At 71.6% G+C, this 21,699-nt stretch carries 20 protein-coding genes; 14 read left to right on the top strand and 6 right to left on the bottom strand.

The window, feature by feature from the left end; all coding sequences use genetic code 11:
• Positions 1-20 precede the first annotated feature (20 nt).
• On the top strand, positions 21-1,304 hold the full coding sequence (locus OG230_RS16120) for a sensor histidine kinase (protein WP_328910911.1): 1,284 nt from the start codon (positions 21-23) through the stop codon (positions 1,302-1,304).
• The gene (locus OG230_RS16115) at positions 1,304-1,948 is read left to right on the top strand and encodes a response regulator transcription factor (protein WP_328910910.1); all 645 of its coding nucleotides are present in this window, start codon (positions 1,304-1,306) and stop codon (positions 1,946-1,948) included. Before OG230_RS16120 ends, OG230_RS16115 begins: the two co-directional genes overlap by 1 nt.
• 31 nt (positions 1,949-1,979) lie before the next feature.
• Here the strand turns inward: OG230_RS16115 and OG230_RS16110 are convergent, their stop codons facing one another.
• Together OG230_RS16110 and OG230_RS16105 are read right to left on the bottom strand one after the other, a co-directional pair.
• Entirely contained in the window at positions 1,980-2,675 is a 696-nt protein-coding gene (locus OG230_RS16110) for a phosphotransferase (protein WP_328910909.1), read from the bottom strand.
• A 36-nt stretch (positions 2,676-2,711) separates the two neighbouring features.
• Positions 2,712-3,761 (bottom strand): DUF2804 domain-containing protein, encoded by a 1,050-nt coding sequence (locus OG230_RS16105; RefSeq protein WP_328910908.1) that lies wholly within the window; start codon positions 3,759-3,761, stop codon positions 2,712-2,714.
• 191 nt (positions 3,762-3,952) lie between these two features.
• Between OG230_RS16105 and OG230_RS16100 the strand changes: the two genes are divergently transcribed.
• Positions 3,953-5,332 (top strand): carbohydrate-binding protein, encoded by a 1,380-nt coding sequence (locus OG230_RS16100; RefSeq protein WP_328910907.1) that lies wholly within the window; start codon positions 3,953-3,955, stop codon positions 5,330-5,332.
• Between the two features lie 49 nt (positions 5,333-5,381).
• Positions 5,382-6,236, top strand: a complete 855-nt coding sequence (locus OG230_RS16095; RefSeq protein WP_328910906.1) for a carbohydrate-binding protein — start codon at positions 5,382-5,384, stop codon at positions 6,234-6,236.
• 120 nt (positions 6,237-6,356) lie between these two features.
• On the opposite strand, the gene OG230_RS16090 is transcribed toward OG230_RS16095, so the two are convergent.
• Positions 6,357-8,057, bottom strand: a complete 1,701-nt coding sequence (locus OG230_RS16090; protein WP_328910905.1) for a bifunctional 3'-5' exonuclease/DNA polymerase — start codon at positions 8,055-8,057, stop codon at positions 6,357-6,359.
• 86 nt (positions 8,058-8,143) lie between these two features.
• On the opposite strand from OG230_RS16090, the gene OG230_RS16085 reads away from it, so the two are divergent.
• From OG230_RS16085 to OG230_RS16075, 3 genes are read left to right on the top strand one after another with little or no spacing between them, the layout of a single operon-like run.
• The gene (locus OG230_RS16085) at positions 8,144-9,058 is read left to right on the top strand and encodes an NADP-dependent oxidoreductase (RefSeq protein ID WP_328910904.1); all 915 of its coding nucleotides are present in this window, start codon (positions 8,144-8,146) and stop codon (positions 9,056-9,058) included.
• Positions 9,059-9,102: 44 nt separating this feature from the next.
• Complete coding sequence (locus OG230_RS16080) at positions 9,103-10,284, top strand: DUF2786 domain-containing protein (RefSeq protein ID WP_328910903.1); 1,182 nt, start codon at positions 9,103-9,105, stop codon at positions 10,282-10,284.
• A gap of 55 nt (positions 10,285-10,339) precedes the next feature.
• Positions 10,340-12,568, top strand: coding sequence for an FUSC family protein (locus OG230_RS16075; protein ID WP_328910902.1), 2,229 nt, complete (start codon positions 10,340-10,342; stop codon positions 12,566-12,568).
• 10 nt (positions 12,569-12,578) lie between these two features.
• On the opposite strand, the gene OG230_RS16070 is transcribed toward OG230_RS16075, so the two are convergent.
• Positions 12,579-13,097 carry a hypothetical protein gene (locus OG230_RS16070; RefSeq protein WP_328910901.1) on the bottom strand — a complete coding sequence of 173 codons (519 nt, stop codon included), beginning with the start codon at positions 13,095-13,097 and terminating at the stop codon, positions 12,579-12,581.
• A 252-nt stretch (positions 13,098-13,349) separates the two neighbouring features.
• Between OG230_RS16070 and OG230_RS16065 the strand changes: the two genes are divergently transcribed.
• Positions 13,350-13,592, top strand: a complete 243-nt coding sequence (locus tag OG230_RS16065) for a DUF397 domain-containing protein (RefSeq protein WP_056793446.1) — start codon at positions 13,350-13,352, stop codon at positions 13,590-13,592.
• Positions 13,593-13,677: 85 nt separating this feature from the next.
• On the opposite strand, the gene OG230_RS16060 is transcribed toward OG230_RS16065, so the two are convergent.
• A complete protein-coding gene (locus OG230_RS16060; RefSeq protein WP_328910900.1) occupies positions 13,678-14,190 on the bottom strand; it encodes an ATP-binding protein in 513 nt (170 codons plus the stop codon).
• 343 nt (positions 14,191-14,533) lie between these two features.
• On the opposite strand from OG230_RS16060, the gene OG230_RS16055 reads away from it, so the two are divergent.
• From OG230_RS16055 to OG230_RS16030, 6 genes are all read left to right on the top strand, one after another.
• Positions 14,534-15,415, top strand: coding sequence for a helix-turn-helix domain-containing protein (locus OG230_RS16055; RefSeq protein WP_328910899.1), 882 nt, complete (start codon positions 14,534-14,536; stop codon positions 15,413-15,415).
• A gap of 63 nt (positions 15,416-15,478) precedes the next feature.
• Positions 15,479-16,936: an aldehyde dehydrogenase family protein gene (locus tag OG230_RS16050; protein ID WP_328910898.1), complete on the top strand. Its 1,458-nt coding sequence runs from the start codon at positions 15,479-15,481 to the stop codon at positions 16,934-16,936.
• Positions 16,937-17,030: 94 nt separating this feature from the next.
• Positions 17,031-17,585: a DinB family protein gene (locus OG230_RS16045; RefSeq protein ID WP_328910897.1), complete on the top strand. Its 555-nt coding sequence runs from the start codon at positions 17,031-17,033 to the stop codon at positions 17,583-17,585.
• Between the two features lie 27 nt (positions 17,586-17,612).
• Positions 17,613-18,254 carry a PadR family transcriptional regulator gene (locus OG230_RS16040; RefSeq protein ID WP_328910896.1) on the top strand — a complete coding sequence of 214 codons (642 nt, stop codon included), beginning with the start codon at positions 17,613-17,615 and terminating at the stop codon, positions 18,252-18,254.
• A gap of 79 nt (positions 18,255-18,333) precedes the next feature.
• Positions 18,334-19,281, top strand: coding sequence for an ATP-binding cassette domain-containing protein (locus OG230_RS16035; RefSeq protein ID WP_328911421.1), 948 nt, complete (start codon positions 18,334-18,336; stop codon positions 19,279-19,281).
• Positions 19,278-20,111: an ABC transporter permease gene (locus OG230_RS16030; protein WP_328910895.1), complete on the top strand. Its 834-nt coding sequence runs from the start codon at positions 19,278-19,280 to the stop codon at positions 20,109-20,111. Before OG230_RS16035 ends, OG230_RS16030 begins: the two co-directional genes overlap by 4 nt.
• Positions 20,112-20,187: 76 nt before the next feature.
• Here the strand turns inward: OG230_RS16030 and OG230_RS16025 are convergent, their stop codons facing one another.
• Complete coding sequence (locus OG230_RS16025) at positions 20,188-21,615, bottom strand: glutamate decarboxylase (RefSeq protein WP_328910894.1); 1,428 nt, start codon at positions 21,613-21,615, stop codon at positions 20,188-20,190.
• Between the last annotated feature and the right edge of the window lie 84 nt (positions 21,616-21,699).

The raw sequence follows: 21,699 nt of genomic DNA, 5'->3' as shown, positions 1-21,699 counted from the left end.
GCACCTTCTACCGTGCGCTCATGCGCTCCCTCAGCATCGGTCAGGCTCTCCGACGGCCCCGCTACCTCCTCGGCGGGTGGCCGTGGCGTTCGGCGCTCTATCTCCTCACGGGGGTTCCCGTCGGGCTGGCCGTCCTCGGCTGTGTCCTGCTGCTGGCGGTCGTGGGCAGTGCGCTGACCCTCGTACTGATCGGCATTCCGCTGCTCCTGATGCTCGTGCTCACCGGCATACCGGTGGCCGCGCTGGAGCGCCGCCGGCTGCGGCTCGTCGACCCCGCTCCGATCGGTGATCCGCACCGCGACCCGGACCGCACCGGTCCGGCCGCCTGGGTGCGGACCCGGCTCCGGGAGCCCGCCACCTGGCGGGAGCTGGGCTTCGCGCTGCTGGTCGCCTGGGTGTTGTGGCCCCTGGAGGCACTGGTGGCCGGGACCGTGATCGCGGTCTGCGGGGGACTGCTCGCGACGCCGGTCGTGATGGCAGCGGTCACCGGGGGCGAGGAGGTGCGCGTACTGAAGCTCGGGCTGGCGGAGACGTATCCGCAGGCGTTCGCCGTGGCGCTCCTCGGGGCCCTGCTGCTGCCGGTGTTCGCCTACCCGGTGGGGCTGGTGGCCGCGGCGCGCGGCGCGCTGACCCGGTGGATGCTGGCTCCGGGCGGCAGCGGGACCGATGCCAGGATCGTGGAACTGGGCCGGTCGCGGATGCGGTTGGTGGACGCCTTCGAGGCGGAGCGCCGGCGGATCGAGCGCGATCTGCACGACGGTGCGCAGCAGCGGCTCGTCGCCCTGTCGATGACACTGGGCCTGGCCAGGCTGGAGAGCCCGGCCGAGCCGCTGGGGGGTCTGCTCGCCACGGCGCACGACGAGGCACGGGCCGCGCTGGTCGAGATCAGGGAACTGATCCAGGGAATCCACCCCCAGGTGCTCACCGACCGCGGTCTTCAGGCGGCGGTCGAGGACCTCGCGGACCGGTCGGCGGTCCCTGTCGACGTGGAGTTCGAGCTGCCGGGGCGGCTCCCCGAACACGTCGAGACGGCTGTGTACTTCGCGGTCTGCGAGGCGCTCGCCAATGTGGCCAAGCACAGCGGGGCGAGCCGGGCCGGGGTGAACGGCCGTGTCGTGGAAGGGGTGTTGGTGGTCGAGGTGCGCGACGACGGGGCGGGCGGTGCGGACACGGCCGTCGGCACGGGGCTCCAGGGCGTGGCCGACCGCATCTCGGTGCTGGACGGCCACCTGCTACTGTCCAGCCCGCCCGGAGGTCCGACGGTGTTCCGGCTGGACGTACCCGATTCCGCCCTGAGGATCTGATGTTGCGCATCGTGCTGGCCGAGGACAGCGTGCTCCTGCGGGAAGGTCTCGTCGGTCTGCTGGAGCGGTTCGGCCACCAGGTCGTGGCGGGCGTCGGCACCGCCGACGAGCTCACCGCGGCGGTCGGCGCACACGATCCGGACATCGTCGTGACCGATGTGCGGATGCCGCCCGGATTCTCCGACGAGGGGCTGCGGGCCGCCGTCGCCCTGCGCGGGGCGCGGCCTCAGCTGCCCGTCCTCGTCCTCAGTCAGTACGTCCAGCGCGCCTACGCCGAGGAGTTGCTGGACACCTCCGACGGCACGGGCGTCGGCTATCTCCTCAAGGAGCGGATCGGCAACGTGGAGGAGTTCGTCGACGCGCTCCAGCGGGTCGCCGACGGCGCCACCGTGGTCGATCCGGAGGTCGTACGCCAACTGCTCAGGCACCGCCGCGATCCGCTGTCCCGGCTCACCGCACGCGAGCAGGAGGTGCTGGGGCTGATGGCCGAAGGCCGCTCGAACGCGTCGGTGGCGCAGGCGATGTCGGTCAGTGAGGGCACCGTCAGCAAGCACTTCGGCTCCATCCTGACGAAGCTCGACCTCTCGCTGACCGACGAGACGAACCGACGCGTGCTCGCCGTACTGGCCTATCTGCGCGGTTAGGACCCTAGGGTCTGGTCCTTCGACAGACGGCTCAGTCCCTGGCCAGGCCCGCCCCCGCGGCGACCAGCTCCGCCGCCGCGTCGAGCGCCGCCCGTTCCCCTTCGGTCAGGCACGGGTCCGATGCGCGGAGCGCTGTGGCACGGGCGAGGGCGTCCGCGGGTACGCCGCCGTCCTCGGCGAGCCGGTCGAGCAGTTCCCCGAGCAGCCCCCGGACGGCGTCCCCGGATGGGAACGCGGGGTCGAGCGAGACCTGGGCCAGGATCAGGGACGACATGGCCCGGTCCAGCTCCGGCGGGCCCTCCGAGGCGTTGCTCCAGTCGATCACCACCGGACCGCCGGGCGTCAGCATCACGTTCTCGGGATGCAGATCGAGATGGATCATCCGGTCGTCCGGGTCGTGGGAGAGCCGGGGCGGGATCGTGTGCAGTTCGCGCAGGAGCCGGGCCAGCGTCTCGGCACCCTCCGGCCCGCTGAGCGTGCCCGCGAGCAGGGCCTCGGCCATCGTCGGTCCGGTCAGCCGCTCCAGGACCAGATCGGAGAGCGGCATCGAGGGACCGGCGGGCGGGCCTATGCGGGGGACGGGGAATCCGGAGGCGGCGAGGTACGCCATGACGGCCAGTTCGGGCGTGGCGTCGGTGCCGTCGCGGTAGCGGCGCAGGACCCAGGACTCGTCGATCTCGTACACATCGGCGGTGCGTCCTGAGCCCAGCGGTTGGCCTGTGTGCATGAGGGGAACCTACCCGGGCCGCCGCCGGAGGGGGAGTCACCAGCGCATGTGGACGTCCTCGGCCCAGCCCAGCAGCCGTTCGACGACGATCTCGGTGCCGTCGTCGGTGCGGATACGGCCGTCGTAGTGGCCGAAGCACTGGTCGGTGCGGTTGGCGATCAGTCCGGCCTCCGTGCGTGTCGAGCGGTTGTGGAACGGGGTGAAGGCCAGATCCACCTGGTCCGAGGACGGGGTACGCACGGTCCAGGGGGAGAGGAGGTCCTCGGGGGACCAGTTCCACGCCAGTTCCTCGCCGATCTTGGTGAGCCGGCCGTCCACGCACAGCCCGTTCTCCGTGGAACCGGTGCCCGCCGTCCACCGCCCGCCGAACTGGAGGCCCACGGTCCGGCCGTCGGTACGGCCCGAGGCCGCGCCCCAGTTCCAGTCGACCGAGCGCGGCCAGCGACCGCGTCCGTGGTCCAGGACCGCCCAGGTGTCCTCCGCCGCGAAGGGCAGGACGTCGGTGCCGATCCGGACCCGGCCCGTCGCGGGGAGCGCCGTCTGCTTGGACGTGTACTGGAAACGGGTGCTGCTCCAGGGCACGACGACCGACAGCGATTCGTGACCGGCCGGGCGGGAGACCAGCAGGTCCACCTCCACCGGCTGCCGGTCCGGGGTCAGGCAACGGGCCCGCAGCCGGGTGCCCCCGGGCTCGTCGCGGATCTCGATCCGCACCGCGCCACGGGTCGGCCGGGCCGGTCCCACCACCACGTCGGCGGAGCCCGGTGCTCCGGCGACGGCCTCCGGGAGGGTGATGCCACGGGCGCCGGGAACGATCGCCGTGCGCTCGAACTCGCGGCCCCCGGGCCCGTATTCGAGGACGTAGACCGTGTTCAGGCCCAGGAAGTCGAGGTCGCTCACGGTCAGCGCCACGAGATGGGTGGGCGTCGTCACGCACCAGTACTCCCACCGCTTCGTCCGGCCCCAGCCCCGCAGGTTGGCGCGGTGCAGCGGCTTCCTGGACCACCCGACAGCGGCCGGATTCAGCCGGCCCCCGGGCCCGCAGAGGTCGACGGGTGCCGTGATCTCGTGCTCGTGCGTCGCCATGCGCGGAGCCTATAGCGGGCCTCCGGGAGGGAGTTCCGGTCCCGCGCGGGAGATCGCCGGGGTGCCCCATAACGCGAAGTGAGGGGGCGGACGGGATCTCCTCGGCCGTCGTGCGCGCGGCTACGTTTTCGGCAATCCCCGACCGGGTTCCCGGCCCGGAGCCCAACACCCCTCACGCCAAGGAGAGTTACGTGGAGACCACCACCGCACTCCGCAGACGCGCACTCGCCGCATGTACCGCCACCGCGGCGGTGGGAGCGCTCGCCCTCGCAGGTCTGACCGGAACCGCTTCGGCCGACCCGACGGGCACCGCCACCCCCTCCGCGGTCGCGGCCGAGCAGGTGTCACCCGGTCTGATCGACGCCATGCGACGCGATCTCGGCCTGAGCGAGAAGGAGGCGAAGAGCCGGATAGGCGACGAGTACCGCGCCGCGGCCGTCGCCGCCGGGCTGGAGAAGTCCCTCGGCGCCAGCTTCGCCGGAGCCAGGGTGAGCGGAGACGGCGCCACGCTCACCGTCGCCACCACCGACAGCACGGAGGCCGCACGCATCACCGCCGCGGGCGCCGAGGCCGAGGTCGTCGGCCACAGCCTGGACCGCCTCGAAGCCGCGAAGGCCGCGCTGGACGGCGTGGCACGGGCCGAGTCCCCGCGGAACGTGCCCTCCTGGTACGTCGACGTGCGCACCAACCGGGTCGTCGTCAACGCCGCGGACGCCTCGGCCGCGCGCGCCTTCCTCGACGCCGCCGGTGTCTCCCGCTCCCTGGTGAAGGTCAACCGGTCCGCCGAGCGGCCCCGCGCCCTCGCGGACCTGCGCGGCGGCGACGCGTACTACATGAACGGCTCGGGCCGCTGCTCGATCGGCTTCCCCGTCAAGCGCGGTACGCAGAACGGCTTCGTCACCGCGGGGCACTGCGGCAGGGCCGGCACGACCACCAACGGCGTCAACCAGCAGGCCCAGGGCTCCTTCCAGGCATCCACCTTCCCCGGCCGGGACTACGCCTGGGTCGCCACCAACTCCTCCTGGACCCCGCGGGGCCTGGTGAACGGCTACGGCAGGGGAGATGTGACCGTCACCGGCTCCACCGAGATGCTCGAAGGCGCCTCGGTCTGCCGCTCCGGATCGACGACCGGCTGGCACTGCGGCACCATCCAGCAGCGCAACACCAGCGTCACCTACCCGGAGGGCACCATCTCCCCGGTGACCCGCACCAGTGTGTGCGCCGAACCCGGTGACTCCGGCGGCTCGTTCCTCTCCGGCAGCCAGGCCCAGGGGGTCACCTCCGGCGGCTCCGGGAACTGCTCGTCAGGCGGTACGACGTACTTCCAGCCGGTGAACGCCGCGCTCCAGGTCTACGGGCTGACGCTGATGACCAGCGGCACCCCGACCGACCCGCCCACCGAGCCGACGGACCCGCCGACCGAGCCGGGCGGGACCTGGGCCGCGGGCACGGCGTACGCCGCCGGAGCCACGGTGACGTACGGCGGCGCGACCTACCGCTGCCTCCAGGCCCACACGGCCCAGGCGGGCTGGCAGCCGCCGAACGTGCCCGCGCTGTGGCAGCGGATCTGACCAGACAGCCCCTGTCCGTACGTCCTCTCCCCGTTCCGAGGAATACGTCATGACTCCAGCAGTACGCGACGGCATCCCGAACGACGATGCCCCCCACGACCGACGGATCAGCCGCAAGAGTCTCCTGAAGGCAGCGATCGTCGCGAGCGCCGCCCCCCTGCTCGCCGGAGGAGGCGTCGCGCTCGCCCGCGACGCCGGCTCCGAGGGCCGGCTGCTCGCCCCAACCCCCGCCTGCGACGACGGGGACGACCCCACGCCGCCGCAGATGGAGGGCCCGTACTTCAGGCCCAACTCCCCACGCCGCACCAGCCTGGTGACGGCGGGAACCCCCGGCGTACCGCTGACCGTCAGCGGATACGTCTTCGGCCGGGCCTGCCGGCCCATTCCCGGAGTGCTGCTCGACTTCTGGCAGGCCGACACCAACGGCGCGTACGACATGGCCGGTTACGCCTTCCGCGGCCACCAGTTCACCGACGCGAACGGGGCCTTCACGCTCACCACGGTCGTGGCGGGCCTCTACCCCGGGCGCACCCGGCACATCCATGTGAAGGCCCAGGCGCCCGGCCGTCCGGTCCTCACCACGCAGCTGTACTTCCCGAACGAGCCGCGCAACGCCACCGACTCCCTCTTCGATCCGGCCCTGCTGATGAACGTGCGCACCGCGGGAAGCGGCAGACAGGGCACCTTCGACTTCGTCCTCGACGTAGCCCAGACCCCTGGTCCCACGGATCCGCCCACCGATCCGCCCACCGACCCGCCGGGCGGGACCTGGTCGGCCGGGACCTCCTACCGCGCGGGAGACCGCGTCACCTACGGCGGGGTCGCCTACCGCTGTCTGCAGGGCCACCTGGCCATGGGCGGCTGGGAACCGCCCCATGTCCCCGCGTTGTGGGAACGCGGGTAGACGCGGCAGCGGGCGCGCACCACCGCCTCGAAGGGTCCCGTCCGCGCAGTCCCCTGCGCGGGCGGGACCCTTCCGCGGTGGACCGCCCCGGGCGAGCCGCCGGTCACGGTCAGGCGGCGCTCACTTGGCGTCGGAGTACCGCTCCACGACCGCCGTCGTGAACGGAAACCGCACCGGTGTCTCACCGAAGGCGGTCCGCCCGGCCAGTTCCCCGGCCGCGCGGATGGCCCCCACCACGCGCTCGGCCTCCTCGGCCGGACAGTGCACGATCACCTCGTCGTGCTGGAAGAAGACCAGCTCGGCCCGCAGACCGCTGTCGGCGAGCGTCCGCCTGAGCGCGGCCAGGAGGAGCAGGGCCCAGTCGGCGGCGCTGCCCTGCACCACGAAGTTCCGGGTGAAGCGGCCCCGTGCCCGGGCGTTCGACGAGGCGTAGCCCGGGGTGAACTCGGTGTCGCCCGAGCCGCCCGCCGGCTCCTCGCTCTCCTGCGGGATGCCCGCCTCCCCGTCCTCTCCCGCTCCGGCCGCGGGCGGGCTCGTCCGGCCCAGCCAGGTCCGTACGAGACGGCCCTCCTCGCCGGCCTTCGCCGCGTCGTCGACGTAGGCCACGGCCTGCGGGAACCTCCGGCGCAGCGCTGCCAGGTTCTTCAGGCCGTCGCCGGACGTCTGGCCGTAGATCGCGCCCAGCAGAGCGATCTTGGCGTGGTCGCGGTCGCCCTGGAAGGCCCGGTCGGACAGCGCCTTGTAGAGGTCGCCGTCATGGCCGGCCACCTCCATCAGCCCCCGGTCGCGGGAGATCGCGGCCAGGACGCGCGGCTCCATCTGGTCGGCGTCCGCCACGACCAGCAGCCAGCCCTCGTCCGCGACGACGGCCTGACGTATGACCTTGGGGATCTGGAGCGCCCCGCCGCCGTTGGTCGTCCAGCGCCCGCTGACCGTGCCGCCCGGCTGGTACTCCGGGCGGAATCGGCCGTCGCGGATCCAGTCCTGGAGCCAGCTCCAGCCGTGCGCCGTCCAGATCCGGTACAGCTTCTTGTACGCGATCAGCGGTTCCACGGCCGGATGGTCGAGCTCCTCCAGCTCCCAGCGCCGGGTCGACGTCACCTTGATCCCGGCCTGCGCGAACGCCTTCAGTACGTCGGCGGGCAGATCGGGACGCACCCGCCTCCCGAAGGCGGCCGACACCTCGTCCGTCAGCTCGGCCAGTCTGCGGGGCTCCCCGCCGCCCGCGTACCGCTCGCCCAGCAGTTCGTTGAGCAGGTCCCGGTGTACGTCCGCCCGCCAGGGCAGACCGGCCCTGTTCATCTCGGTGGCGACGAGCATGCCCGCCGACTCGGAGGCGGTGAGCAGCCGCATCCGGCCCGGGTGCGCCGCCCTGTCGTGGCGGCGCAGCTGCTCGGCGTACACGGCGAGCAGCGCGTCGAAGGGCACGTCCGTGCCCGACTGCGGCTCGAAGAGGGAGGACTGCGATCCGGGCTCCGCGGACCGGGGCGGCGGATCGGGCGGCACGGGTGCGTTCCGCAGGCGGGCCCAGGCCGCGGCTGCGGAACGGGGCTCCCCGAAGCGTCCCTCGTGGCCGAGCAGCAGCAGCTCGGCGCACTCCACGTCGTAACACCGCTCGACACGGACCCCCGCCGCGAGCAGCCGTGGATAGATCTCGGCGGTCGACCGCCAGACCCAGCGCGCCACGTCGGGCCGTGACCGGACGGCCTCTACGAGATCGGGCTCGGCGAGGACGGGGCCGGTGGGCAGCCCGTCCCCGTCCAGCGGCACGAGGAGCGCGCCGCCGCCCTCTGCCGTGGCCAGAGCCCACCGTGCGGTCATGGACCGAGTCTGGCACCCGCCACTGACAACGGCCCGGACGGCGGCTCCGGGTCGCCGGACCGCAGCCGGGCCGTGAGGATCGACGCATGGAAGCGATCGTGTACGAGCGGTTCGGCGGCCCCGAGGTCCTGCACCTGGCCCAGGTGGACGAGGTGCACCCCGGGCCCGGCCAGGTCCGTGTGCGGGTCAGGGCGGCCGGGGTCAACCCGATCGACCACAAGATCAGGAACGGCCGGCTGGAGAAGGTCTTCACCACGCCGCTGCCCGCGACGCCGGGCATCGAGTTCGCCGGGGTGGTCGACGAGACGGGCGAGGGCGTCACCGCCTTCGCGCCGGGCGACGAGGTCCTCGGTACGAGCGCCACCGGCTCGTACGCCGCCCGCGCGCTGGCGGACGTGCGGTCCGTCGCCCGCAAGCCGGAGGAGCTGGGCTGGGAGGCCGCCGCCGCCCTGCCCGTGGCCTCCGCGACGGCCGCCCGGGTCCTGGACGAACTCGCCGTCACCGAGGGCGACACGCTGCTGCTCCACGGGGCGGCCGGAGCGGTGGGCTCCGCCGCGGTCCAGCTGGCGACGGCCCGGGGCGCCACGGTGATCGGCACGGCGTCCCCGGCCAACCACGACTACCTGCGGGTCCTCGGCGCGGTCCCGGTGGCCTACGGGGACGGCCTGGTCGACCGGGTCCGCCAGGTCGCTCCCCAGGGCGTGGACGCGGTCTTCGACGCCTCGGGCCGGGGCGCGCTGCCGGACTCCGTCGAGCTGCGCGGCGGTACGACGGACCGGATCGTCACCATCGCGGACCCGGACGCCGCGAAGCTGGGCGTGGCGTTCTCCGCCGGCACGGACGCCCCCGCCGGCGCACGCCTGGAGGAGAACGCCCGGCTGGCCGCCCTGGGCGAGCTCCGGGTGCCGGTGGCGCAGACCTTCGCACTGTCCGACGCGGGCAAGGCGCACGCCCTGAGCGAGGCGGGCCACCTACGCGGCAAGCTGGTGCTGCTGCCGTAACCCCGCCGCCGCCCCGCGCACGCCCCCGGACCTACCCTGACCTCATGGAACCGGTGATCGACCAGGCGTGCGCGGCAGCCCTGTACTCGGACGACGACACAGGTCTCGACACCGGCGCCTCCCTTCTCGCCGCCGCCCCGGCCGCCGACGACGACGCGCACGCCCGGGGCGAGGAGTTCGTCCGGCGGGCCTGGTCCCGTGGCTGGCAGCCCGCCGACCTCGTCCGCATCGTCCGGCGGGAGCTGGACGAGGGCGGGGCCGCGCTCGTGGCCGCCCTGATCGCGGCCGAGACGGCCCGGTACCCGCACCTCCCGCCCCGCTGGGCCGACCAGCTCGCCGCGCTCCCGGCCCCCGCACCCCGGAACCGGCCCGACCGCTTCTCGTACGCCTCGGGTCTCCTCGGCCTGTACCGGCTGTTGCTGCGCCTCCCCGCCATCGAGCCCGTCGGGCCGGCCCCCGGGACCGCCGCCGACCGCCTCCACCAGCCTCCCGCGCAGGGCGAGTCCCGCATGCTCACGCGCATCCGCGCACTCCTCGCGAAGGCGGAGGGGACCGGCTTCCCGGAGGAGGCCGAGGCCCTCACCACCAAGGCGCAGGAGCTGATGGCCCGGCACAGCATCGACGAGGCCCTGCTCGCCGCCCGTACCCACAGCGAGGAGACGCCGGGAGCCTGTCGGATCGGGGTCGATGCCCCGTACGAGACGGCGAAGGCGATCCTCCTCGACGCCGTGGCCTCCGCGAACCGCTGCCAGGCCGTGTGGAACAGCGATATCGGCTTCACGACGGTGGTCGGTTTCGAACCGGACCTGGAGGCCGTGGAACTGCTCTTCACCTCCCTGCTCGTGCAGGGAACGTCCGCGATGACGAAGGCCGAGGCGGGACAGCGCGCCGGCGGACGCAAGCGGACCAAGGCGTTCCGGCAGTCCTTCCTGATGGCGTACGCCCAGCGGCTCGGCAGCCGCCTCGCCTCCGACACCGCCCGGGTCACCGCGGCGGCCGACGCGGGCGACGACACAGGGGGCGCCAGCGAGCACGCGGCTCCGGGCAGCCTGCTGCCGGTGCTGGCCGCCCGGGACGTCGCGGTCACGGACACGGCCGAGCGGATGTTCCCGAAGACGACCACCACGCGGGTGCGCGGCGCCACGGACCTCGACGGCTGGACCCACGGCACGGCCGCCGCCGACCGGGCCCGCATGGGCAGAAGCGGACCGGGAATCGACCGATAGGTCGCATGAGTACGCTTAAGTCGGACTTATCAGGCATTGCGGCTAGGCTCGGCCCATGAGTTGGCTCCGGGCGCTGAAGGAGACCGCCCGCTCGGGGCTGACGTTCGAGCGACGGCGGCTCGAACCGCTCATCGCGATCCGCGGGGCCGCGGGTCTCGCCCTCGTCCTCGGGACGAGCCTGGCCCTCTTCGGGCCCGTGATCGCCGCCAGCTCCGCCTTCGGCGCGTACCAGGCGGCGATCGCCACCTTCCAGCGCAGCTGGCGGCCGAGACCCGTCCTCGCGCTGGTCTCGGGAGCCAGCCTGGCCGTGTCGACCTTCATCGGCTACATCACCGTCTCGCACACGGTCCTGTTCGTCGCCCTGCTCGTGCTCTGGACGTTCGTCTCCGGCCTGGCCTGGGCGGCGGGGCCGACCGGCGGCATCATCGCCTCGTCCAACGTCGCGATCATGCTGGTGACGATCACCCTGCCCACCTCCGTCGCCGACTCGGCCGTGCACGCGGCGATGATCGCGGTCGGCGGCGTGGTCCAGGCCGCGCTCATCGTCCTCTTCCCGGTCCGCAGATGGGGCGCCCAGCGGGACGCGCTCGCCGATGCCCTCGCCGGGGTGGGCGACTACGCCCGACGGCTGCGCCACGACCCGCTGGCCGACTTCGACCCGGTGCTGATGATGACCGCCCGCAGCGCAGCCGCGGTCACTCCCCGGCAGGCCCGCCGCAGACCCGCCGAACTGCACGGTGCCCGCGGGGTGGCCGAACGGATCAGGCCCGTACTGGCCTCCCTCGCCGACCCCGCGCTCGGCGTCCCGGCGGAGGGGCCGGAACGCGACCGGGCCCGGGAACTGCTCGCCGCCGCCGCGTCCGTGCTCGACGCTGCGGCCCGCGCGATCCGGCACGGCGACCCGGTGCGGCTCCCCGCGCCCGCCCTCGCCGCGCTCAGGACCCCGGACACCGAGGTGATCTTCACCGGCCCGCCCCGGCGCGCGGCCGACCGGCTCACCGCCCTGCTCGACGACGTCATCGAGATCGCCGAGGGTGCCGGCACCGGCGACGGGGACGCCGCCGTCACGGACACCCCGCTGCGCCGCCGCCCCACGCTGCTGAGGCTCGTCCCCCTCGTACTGAAGTCGATGCACGCCGAGCTGCGGAGCGGTTCACCGATCCTGCGCCACGCCATCCGGGTCTCGGCGGTGGTCGCGGCCGGCTATCTGGTGGGCAAGGCGCTGCCGTTCGGTCACGGGTACTGGGCGCCGATGGTGGCCGTCATGGTGATGCGGCCGGACTTCTCGCAGACGTACTCCCGCTCCGTGGCCCGCTTCGGCGGCACCGTCGTCGGGGTCGGGCTCGCCAGCGCCATCGTGCAGACCGCGCAGCCGGGCGCCGTCCTCTCGGCCGTCCTCTCGGTGGTCTGCGCCCTGCTGATGTACCTGCTGATGCGCACCGGCTACGCGATCAGTCAGATCTGCGTCTCCGCGTACGTCGTCTTCCTGCTCGGCATGGCGGGCGACGACTGGTCGCAGACGGTCACCGAACGGGTCGGCCTGACCTTCGCGGGCGGCATCCTCGCGATGGTCTCGTACGCGATCTACCCGGCCTGGGAGACGCCCAGGCTGCGCAACCGCCTGGCAGCCTGGCTGGTCTCGGACGGGCGGTACGCGGCCACGGTCGTCGACCAGTACGCCGATCCGGCGGCCAGGAGCAACGAGGACGTGCGCGCCGCTCTGCTGGCGACCCGGGAGACCAGGGTGGCCTGGCAGGAGGCGCTGGCGACGGCCCAGCACGAGCCCGTACGCCACCGGGGTATCTCCCGGTCGGCCGCCGACGACGCCCAGCACGCACTGGGGCGGCTCGGCCGGGCCGCGATGGTGCTCGAAGCGCATCTCCCGGCGGGTTCGGCCGCTCCCGTGCCGGGCGCCGCCGAGCTGGCCGCGGCCCTGCGGAAGGCCACCGAGAAGGGGGCCAGGGCGGTACGGGAACGTCGCGTACCGGAGTGGGAAGCGGTACGCGAGGCGGTGGCGCACTGGGACACCGAGGAGTCGGGCTCGCACGCGGTGACGGGGGCGGACAGCGGAGCGGAGGTGCCCGTACCGATGCACGACCCCGTGGTGCGCGAGGGCGCCGGTCTCCTCCTGGAGGCACTTGAGGAGTTCTCCCGGAGCCTGGACACGGGAAGCGGCGACCGGGCCGGCGGCGACCGCGACAGCGGCGACCGTGGCCGGGACGGCTCCGGCGGCACGGTCCGCGACAGCGGTACCGGCGGCACTGCTGCCACGCCGGCCCGCTGAGCCGCGACTGTCAGGGGGTGGGCATGCCCGGCAGCTCCGTGGGCAGCGTCTTGCCGTCCGTCTTGGTGAGCGTGTCCTCGGCGCCGGCGTCCCACGAGACGACGAGCGTCTTGCCGTCGTTGGACTCGATGGACCCCATGGTGCGGTCGGTGTTGCCGTCGGTGCAGGTCAGCGTCAGCATCACCTTGCCGTGGTCCTTCACCTCGCCCTGGCAGACGTGCTGTTCGGCGACGAGCGCGACCTTCCCGGAGGCGACGGACAGGGCGACGGCCTTGCCGTCGGTCAGTCCCGCCCAGGTGCCTTCGAGCGCCGAGGCGTCGGCGCCGCCGGACGTCCCGCTCTCCCCGGAGTCCGAGCCCGAATCCGAACCGGAACCGGAACTGGAACTGGAATCGGAGCCGGAACCCTTGCCCGAGCCGCCCTTTCGGCCGCCCCCGTCGCTGTCGCCGTCACTGCCGCAGGCCGTGAGTGCGAACGCGGCGACAAGACCGGCGACGACGACGGCTCCGGTGCGAACAAGCTTGTCCATGTGGATGTCCCCCTGCTGATTCGTGGTCGAAAGACCGCGCCAAACTACCAGCGCCGCAGAATCAACTCCCTTGAGAAGGAGCCGAATAGGCGTGCCGTTCGTCTCTTCACCGGGAGGGTGGCCAGGTGGGGCGGGAAGCTGTAATCAAAGGAACACCCCGCGTGCACGTGCATCTGCTCATGCATTGGCATATGAACACAGCTATGATCCGAGCTAGTTGACACTTGCACCTTGCAACTCGGGGAGCGTCCTGTGCACCACGTGTACAACGGCATGGCAGCCACAGAGCTTCGCGGAGTCGTCTGGCAGAAGAGCAGACACAGCAACTCCCAGGGCTCCTGTGTGGAGTTCGCCAAACTGCCCGGAGGGAATGTGGCGATGCGGAACTCGCGCCATCCCGACGGGCCCGCCCTGGTCTATACGCCCGCCGAGATAGAGGCACTGCTGCTCGGCGTCAAGGACGGGGAGTTCGACCACCTGGCGACAGGCGGCTGACCGCTGCCGGCCGGCCGGGCCGCCCGTTCCTGCCTCCGGCCGCTTTCCGGCGTCGTCTACGCGCGTCGGCGGGCGGGTTTTTTTCCTACGAGCAGTCGTCGGTCCGGCCGTCGGGCAGCCGGAACAGCGCCCAGACCACCTTGCCGCGCATGGCTCCGGGCGGCAGCTTCTCCCCGGCCAGTACGGGGGAGGGGTGCCAGCCCCAGGAGTCGCTGAAGGACTCCACCAGGAACAGGCCGCGCCCCGATTCCGCCGAGTCCGCGGCCTGGCCGGCCACCGGTCCCGACCGGCTGGGATCGCGTACCGCGCACACCAGGCGGGACGTCCAGTGCATCAGGTGAAGGCGTACGGGCGGGTCCTGCGGGTCCCGGGCGACGTCCGCGGGCAGGGCGTGGCGCAGGGCGTTGGTGACGAGTTCGGACACGACGAGGGCGACGTCGTCGAACCGTTCGGTCAGCTCCCACTGGGCGAGCGTCTTCCTGGTGAACTGCCGTGCCCCGCCCACCGCCTCGTAGCGAGCCGGCAACGTGCAGGAGGCAGTTCCGGCCACCGCTGAAGGGTCGGTGGGTGGAAGCCCCTGCCGTAACGGCTCGAGCATCGTCGATCCATTCGTCCCCATGCGAGGCACTCCCGGGATTCGCGGCTGTAGCGGCACTGCCTGTAGCGGTACTGCGGGGGGTACAGCGGCACAACACGAACGAGCACGCAGGTGCGCGAGAGCCATGGTTCCGAATGCGCAGGGCAGATGCAAGGGCAGATGCACGTGCACGCGCCGGACCTGCCCGACAGCGTGCCGATTCTTACTCATTTCTTCCCATGTGCAGATTCCAAGCTTTCTGCAAGTCTTCCCATTTCCGTAATCGAATGAGTACGGGCTGAAGCGTTTTGGTGGCAGAATCCGGCACTCGGGGTTCAGGGGGGCCCCGGGTGTCCGGGAAGCGATGGGGAGGGTTGGACCAGTGCCGGCAGGCGAGTCGAGTGGATCTGTGGTGCGGCGCATCCTGCTGGGCTCACAGCTCAGACGCCTGCGCGAGTCGCGCGGCATCACCCGTGAGGCGGCCGGCTACTCCATCCGTGCCTCCGAATCGAAGATCAGCCGCATGGAGTTGGGACGGGTGAGCTTCAAGGCCAGGGACGTCGAGGACCTGCTCACGCTCTACGGTGTCGCCGACGAGGTGGAGCGCGACTCCCTCCTCGGCCTGGCCCGTGAGGCCAACGTGGCAGGCTGGTGGCACAGCTTCGGGGACGTGCTGCCTGGCTGGTTCCAGACGTATATCGGTCTGGAGGGGGCGGCGTCGCTCATCCGGATCTACGAAGTCCAGTTCGTCCACGGCCTGTTGCAGACCGAGGCGTACGCCCATGCCGTGGTCTCCCGGGGCATGCGCGGCGCTCCCGCGGCGGAGATCGACCGCCGGGTCGCGCTGCGGCTGGAGCGGCAGAAGGCGCTCGTCTCCGAACGGGCCCCCCGCTTCCACGCCGTGCTCGACGAGGCGGCACTGCGGCGTCCCTACGGCGAGCGCGACGTGATGCGCGCGCAATTGCGGCATCTGATCGACATGTCGGAGCAGCCGAACATCACCCTCCAGGTGATGCCCTTCAGTTTCGGCGGGCATGCGGGGGAGAGCGGTGCATTTACGATGCTGCGATTCCCGGAATCCGATCTGTCGGACATTGTCTATTTGGAGCAGCTGACAAGTGCGCTTTATCTGGACAAGGCCGAGGAAGTCGCCCAGTACGAAAAGGCCATGATTCGGCTCCATGAGGACAGTCCCGGCCCGGAAGAGAGTCGCGATCTGCTTCGCGGTCTCCTTCAACTGACGTGATTTATCAGTACGATGACGTCGTATCAGCCCTACAGGGAGTCTGCGCCTGCAGTAAGGGATTGCATGTCCTACTTCAATGAACTGGCCCACCAGTACATCGACGGCGAGTGGCTGACCGGCAGCGGCTCGTGGGACATCATCGATATCAATCCCTACAACGGCGAGAAGCTGGGCTCGATCACCGTAGCCACCTCGCTGGAAGTGGACAGGGCCTACCGCGCCGCGGAACGCGCCCAGCGGGAATGGGCCGCGACCGGTCCGTACGAACGCCGTGCCGTGCTGAACCGGGCGGTGGAGATCGTCGAGGAGCGCGCCGGCGACATCGCCGAGGCGATCGTCGACGAGCTGGGCGGCACCCGCCTCAAGGCGGAGTACGAGGTCCGCATCTGCCAGGAGTTCCTGCGCGAGGCGGCCGGTCAGACGCTGCGGCCCCTGGGTCGGCTGCTGCCGTCCCCGGTGGACGGCAAGGAGAACCGCGTCCACCGGGCGCCCGTCGGCGTCATAGGCGTGATCAGTGCCTTCAACTTCCCTTTCCTGGTGACCATGAAGTCCGTGGCGCCCGCCCTGGCGCTCGGCAACGCGGTCGTCGTGAAACCCCACCAGCACGCTCCCGTCGTCGGCGGCGGTCTGGTGGCCAGGATCTTCGAGGACGCGGGGCTGCCGGCCGGGCTGCTCAACATCGTGGTCACGGACAGTGCGGAGATAGGCGACGCGTTCATCGCGCACCCCGTGCCCAAGGTGATCTCGTTCACCGGCTCGGACCGGGTCGGCCGCCATGTCGCCGCGACGGCGGCCGGACTCTTCAAGCGGGTCATCCTCGAACTCAGCGGCAACAGCGCCCTGGTGGTCCTGGCGGACGCGGACATCGACTACGCGGTCCAGGCCGCCGTCTTCAGCCGCTTCCTATATCAGGGGCAGGTCAGCATGGCGGCCAACCGCATCCTGGTGGACCGGTCGGTCGAGGCCGAGTTCACCGAGCGGTTCACCGCCGCGGTGGCGGCGCTGAGGACCGGCGACCCGCGCGATCCGGAGACCCGTATAGGGCCGGTCATCAGCGCCTTCCAGGCGGACGCCCTGACCGCTCTGGTCGACCAGGCGATCGCCGACGGGGCCACGGCGCTGGTCCGGGGCCGTACGCGCGGCAATCTCGTCGAACCCACGGTGCTGGCCGGGCTGCCCGAGGACTCCCCGCTGCTGGCCCAGGAGATATTCGGCCCGGTGGCCCTGCTGGTGCCCTTCGACGGCGAGGACGACGCCGTACGCATCGTCAACGACAGCCCGTACGGACTGAGCGGCGCCGTGCACACGAAGGACGTGGAGCGCGGCGTGCGCTTCGCGCGGCGCATCGTCAGCGGCATGTTCCACGTCAACGACTCCACCGTGCAGGACGACCCGCTGGTGGCCTTCGGCGGCGAGAAGATGTCGGGGATGGGCAGGCTGAACGGCGAGGCAGCGGTGGAGGCGTTCACCACGCAGAAGTGGATTTCCATCCAGCACGGACGAACCGAATTCCCTCTCTGAATCCGAGAGTTGAGGACGGAAGCTGACCGCAAGGGTTCGTAGTGTTGTCGGTGTCAGGAAGAAAGACACCGGCACGGTTCCCAGAGGCGGTCCCATGGTCACCCACGTTCCCTCCGAGACGCACGGCGACGAGCGCGGCGCACTTCTGAACTTCGTCGAGGCGCAGCGCGGCGCACTCCGGCGTTCGCTCATCGGCCTCACCGAGGAGCAGGCCGCGAGCCGTCCCAGCGTCAGCGAGCTCTCCCTCTCCGGGCTGGTCAAGCACGTGGCCGAGACCGAGCTGAACTGGCTCCGGATGGCCCAGCAGCAGCCGAACGAGAAGGTGCGCACCCAGGAGACCTGGGGTGACAGCTTCCGGCTGGTCGAGGACGAGTCGGTCCCCGGCGTGCTCGCCTTCTGGGCGAAGGTCTCGGCGGAGACCGAGGAGTTCATCGCCTCGGTGGACAGCATGAACGACACCTTCCCGCTCCCCGAGGCGCCCTGGTTCCCGAAGGACGGCCGGGTCTCGATGCGCTGGCTGCTGATCCACCTCGTGGAGGAGATCGCCAGGCACGCCGGACATGCCGACATCATCCGGGAGTCCCTCGACGGAAAGACGGCCTTCGAGCTCGTCGCCCTGGACGCGGGCTACGCTGGGGAATCCTCCTAGTCAAAGTTGAATAGAAAGAGTGTGGGAATGTCCGCGATCCGGCTGCTGGTCCTCGGAGCCGTGCGTCAGCACGGACGTGCGCACGGCTATCAGGTCCGCAACGACCTGGAGTACTGGGGCGCGCACGAGTGGTCCAGCGCGAAACCCGGATCGATCTACCACGCTCTGAAGCAGATGGCGAAGCAGGGCCTGTTGGTCGCGCACGAGGTGGCCCCGTCCACGGCCGGCGGCCCGCCGCGTACCGAGTACGAGATCACCGAGCAGGGCACGCAGGAGTTCCTGGCCCTGCTGCGGGAGGCGATCACCTCGTACGACCAGAAGATGGACGTGCTCTCCGCCGGGATCGGCTTCATCGTCGACCTGGAGCGGTCCGAGGCGGTCGCGCTGCTGCGCCGGCGGGTCGAGGCCATCGAGGGGTGGCGGGCGTCCGTGACCGAGCACTACGCCCCCGAGGCGGGCCCGGAATCGCTCGGGCACATCGGGGAGATCATGCACCTGTGGGTCCACTCGGCGGATGCCGGTGCCGAGTGGACGCGCGGCCTGATCGCCCGGATCGAGGGTGGCGCGTACACCTTCGCGGGTGAGGGCGAGCCCTTCGTCGGGGTGCTCGGTGAGGGCGAGGAGAACCCCTACGCGACAGGGGTCCCCGATCCCGGGGACGACCACTAATCAAGTTTGACGAATGAGTTGGGGCGAGTTACCTTCATCCATCTAGTCAAGTTTGACTACACGAGGACGGGTGGAGAGTGTGACCGACGCGATCGTCGTAGAAGGCGTTCACAAGCGGTACGGGGACAAGCACGCCCTGGACGGGCTGGACCTCACCGTCGGCCGTGGGACCGTGCACGGCGTGCTCGGCCCCAACGGTGCGGGCAAGACCACGGCCGTACGCATCCTGTCGACGCTCCTGCGGCACGACGGGGGCCGGGTCGAGGTGGCGGGACTCGACGTACGGACCGAGGCGGGCGAGGTCCGGCGGCGGATCGGCCTGCTCGGGCAGCACGCGGCGGTGGACGAGGAGCTGGGCGGGCGGCAGAACCTGGAGATGTTCGGCCGGCTGTACCACCTGGGCGCGCGAAGGGCCGGTGCCCGCGCGGACGCGCTGCTGGAACGGTTCGGGCTCGCCGACACCGGCCGCAAGCCCGTCAAGCAGTACAGCGGAGGCATGCGGCGGCGGCTCGACCTGGCCGCCTCGCTGATCACCGACCCGGAGGTGCTGTTCCTGGACGAACCCACGACCGGTCTGGACCCGCGCGGCAGGGCGGAGGTGTGGGGCGCGGTGCGCTCCCTGGTCGGCGGCGGCACGACCGTACTGCTGACCACCCAGTACCTGGACGAGGCGGACCAGCTGGCCGACCGGATCTCGGTGATCGACCGGGGCCGGTCGATCGCGGACGGGACGGCCGACGAGCTGAAGGCCATGGTGGGCGGCGACCGGATCGACGTGGTGCTGCGGGACGCGGCCCGGCTCGGGGAAGCGGCCGTGCTCCTCGGGGACGGCGTGGTCGTGGACGAGGACAGGCGCCTGCTCAACGCGCCCGCCCCGGACCGGATGGCGGCACTGACCCGGACCGTACGGGCACTGGAGGGCGCGGGCATCGTGGCGGAGGACATCGCGGTGCGGCGCCCGACCCTGGACGAGGTGTTCCTGTCCCTCACGGACCGGACGCCGGACGACGCGGAGGTGGCGGCATGAGCGCGGGCGCGGCAACGGTGAAGGCGACGGCGAAGGTCACGGGGACGGGGCGCCTCGGCTGGGCACTGGCCGACTCCTGGACGATGACCCGGCGCGAACTCGCGCACTGGGCGCGGCAGCCCGTCCAGGTCGTGGTCGGCCTGGTCTTCCCGGTGATGCTGCTCCTGATGTTCAACTACCTGGTCGGTGGCGGCCAGGGCGTCGAGGGGGACAACACCGAGTTCCTGGTGCCCGGCATGCTCGCGCTCACCATGGCCTTCGGCCTGGAGGGGACGATGCTCGCCGTCACCCAGGACCTCGGCAAGGGCGTCATCGACCGTTTCCGCTCCATGCCGATGGTCTCGGGCGCGGTACTGGTCGGCCGGAGCGTCGCCGACATGCTCCAGTCGGTGGCGGCGCTCGCCGTGATGATCGGTGTCGGTTACGCGGTCGGCTGGCGCTGGCACAACGGCGTGGCCGCGGCCCTGGGTGCGGTCGGGCTGCTTCTGCTGCTGCGCTTCGCGATGCTCTGGATCGGCATCCAGCTGGCCATGGTCGCGGGCAAGCCGGAGATGGTGCAGGCCGTGCAGATCCTGGTCTGGCCGGTGGGCTTCCTCTCCAACGTCTTCGCCACTCCGGAGTCGATGCCGGGCTGGCTGGGCGCGGTGGTCGAGTGGAACCCGATGTCGGCCACGGCCACGGCGGTACGCGACCTGTTCGGCAACCCGGGCGGAGCGGGCGGTACCTGGGCCTCGGACCACGCCGAACTGCTGGCCGTGGCCTGGCCGCTGGCCCTCACCGCGGTGTTCCTGCCCCTGGCGGTGGCCCGCTTCAGGAATCTGGACGGCTGACCCGTACGGGCCGGGTGCCGTCGTCGGCACCGGCCCGTACGGCAGGTGAGCGAGGAGAGCCTTCGGTCCCTGGCCCTCAGTGGTGGAACGCCGTGGGCACGCCGTGGTCATGGCTCAACGGATGCCGCTGGGCCCGAAGTTCGGGCAGCAGCGACCGGAGGTCGTTCACCAGCAGATCCGCGAGGTCCGAGGAGAACCCGTTGCGGCACACCACCCGCAGCACGGCCAGATCCTCCCGGTGGGCCGGGAAGGTGTACGCCGGCACCAGCCACCCCCGCTCCCGGAGCCGCCGCGACACGTCGAAGACGTCGTACGCCTTCACGTCCTGCGCCGTCGTGAACGCGAACACCGGCAATTCGTCGCCGCGGGTGAGGAGTTGGAAGTCGCCCAGGCTCTCGATCTTGAGGGCCAGCCCGCGTGCCACATCCCGCGACGCCTGCTGCACCGCCCGGTAGCCCTCCCGCCCCAGCCGCAGGAACGTGTAGTACTGCGCCACCACCTGCGCGCCGGGCCGGGAGAAGTTCAGGGCGAACGTCGGCATGTCGCCGCCCAGGTAGTTCACCCGGAAGACCAGCTCCTCGGGCAGTTCCGCGGCCGTGCGCCACAGCGCCCAGCCCACCCCGGGGTAGACGAGGCCGTACTTGTGCCCGGAGGTGTTGATCGACGAGACGCGGGGAAGCCGGAAGTCCCACACCAGGTCCTCGTCGAGGAACGGCGCCACCATCGCCCCGGACGCCCCGTCCACATGGACGGGGATGTTCAGGCCGGTGTGCTCCTGGAGGGTGTCCAGCGCCGCACACAGCTCCGCGATCGGCTCGTACGAACCGTCGAACGTGGAGCCGAGGATCCCGACCACCCCGATCGTGTTCTCGTCGCAGAGCTCGGCGGCGGCCTGCGGGTCGAGATGGAAGCGACCGCCCTCCATCGGGACCTGCCGGGCCTCGACCTCCCAGAAGTTGCAGAACTTCTCCCAGCAGACCTGCACGTTGACGCCCATCACCAGATTGGGCCGGGCGGTCGCCGGGTAGCGGTCGGCGTTCCGCGCCGCCCAGCGCCGCTTCAGCGCCATCCCGGCGAGCATGCACGCCTCGCTGGACCCCGTGGTCGAACAGCCCACGGCGGCGGCCGGGTCGGGCGCGTGCCACAGGTCAGCGAGCATCGACACGCAGCGTCGCTCCAGCTCGGCCGTGCGCGGGTACTCGTCCTTGTCGATCATGTTCTTGTCGCGGCACTCACCCATCAGCACGCCGGCCTGGGGTTCCATCCAGGTGGTGACGAAGGTGGCGAGGTTCAGCCGGGCGTTGCCGTCGAGCATCAGCTCGTCGCGCACCAGGCCGTGCGCGGTCGACGGCGGCATCGGCCCGTCAGGCAGCCGGTGCCTGGGTGGCGCCGAGGTCATCCCGGCAGCCGGATCGGCTTCGCCGAAGAACGGGTTGAGGGCCAGCCTGCGCAGCTCCTCGGGGGGTTCGTCCTCGTGCCCGTGGGCACCTTTGTGAAGCGGCATCGGCTGGCAGCCCTTCTCGGCTCGCGGTGGCGGAGGGGTCTCCGCCCGACCGGATACCGACCGGACGCGACCGCACGAATGCGA

The organism is Streptomyces sp. NBC_00234 (assembly GCF_036195325.1).
Lineage (GTDB): Bacteria > Actinomycetota > Actinomycetes > Streptomycetales > Streptomycetaceae > Streptomyces.
This window is presented reverse-complemented; position numbering and strand designations above follow the sequence as displayed.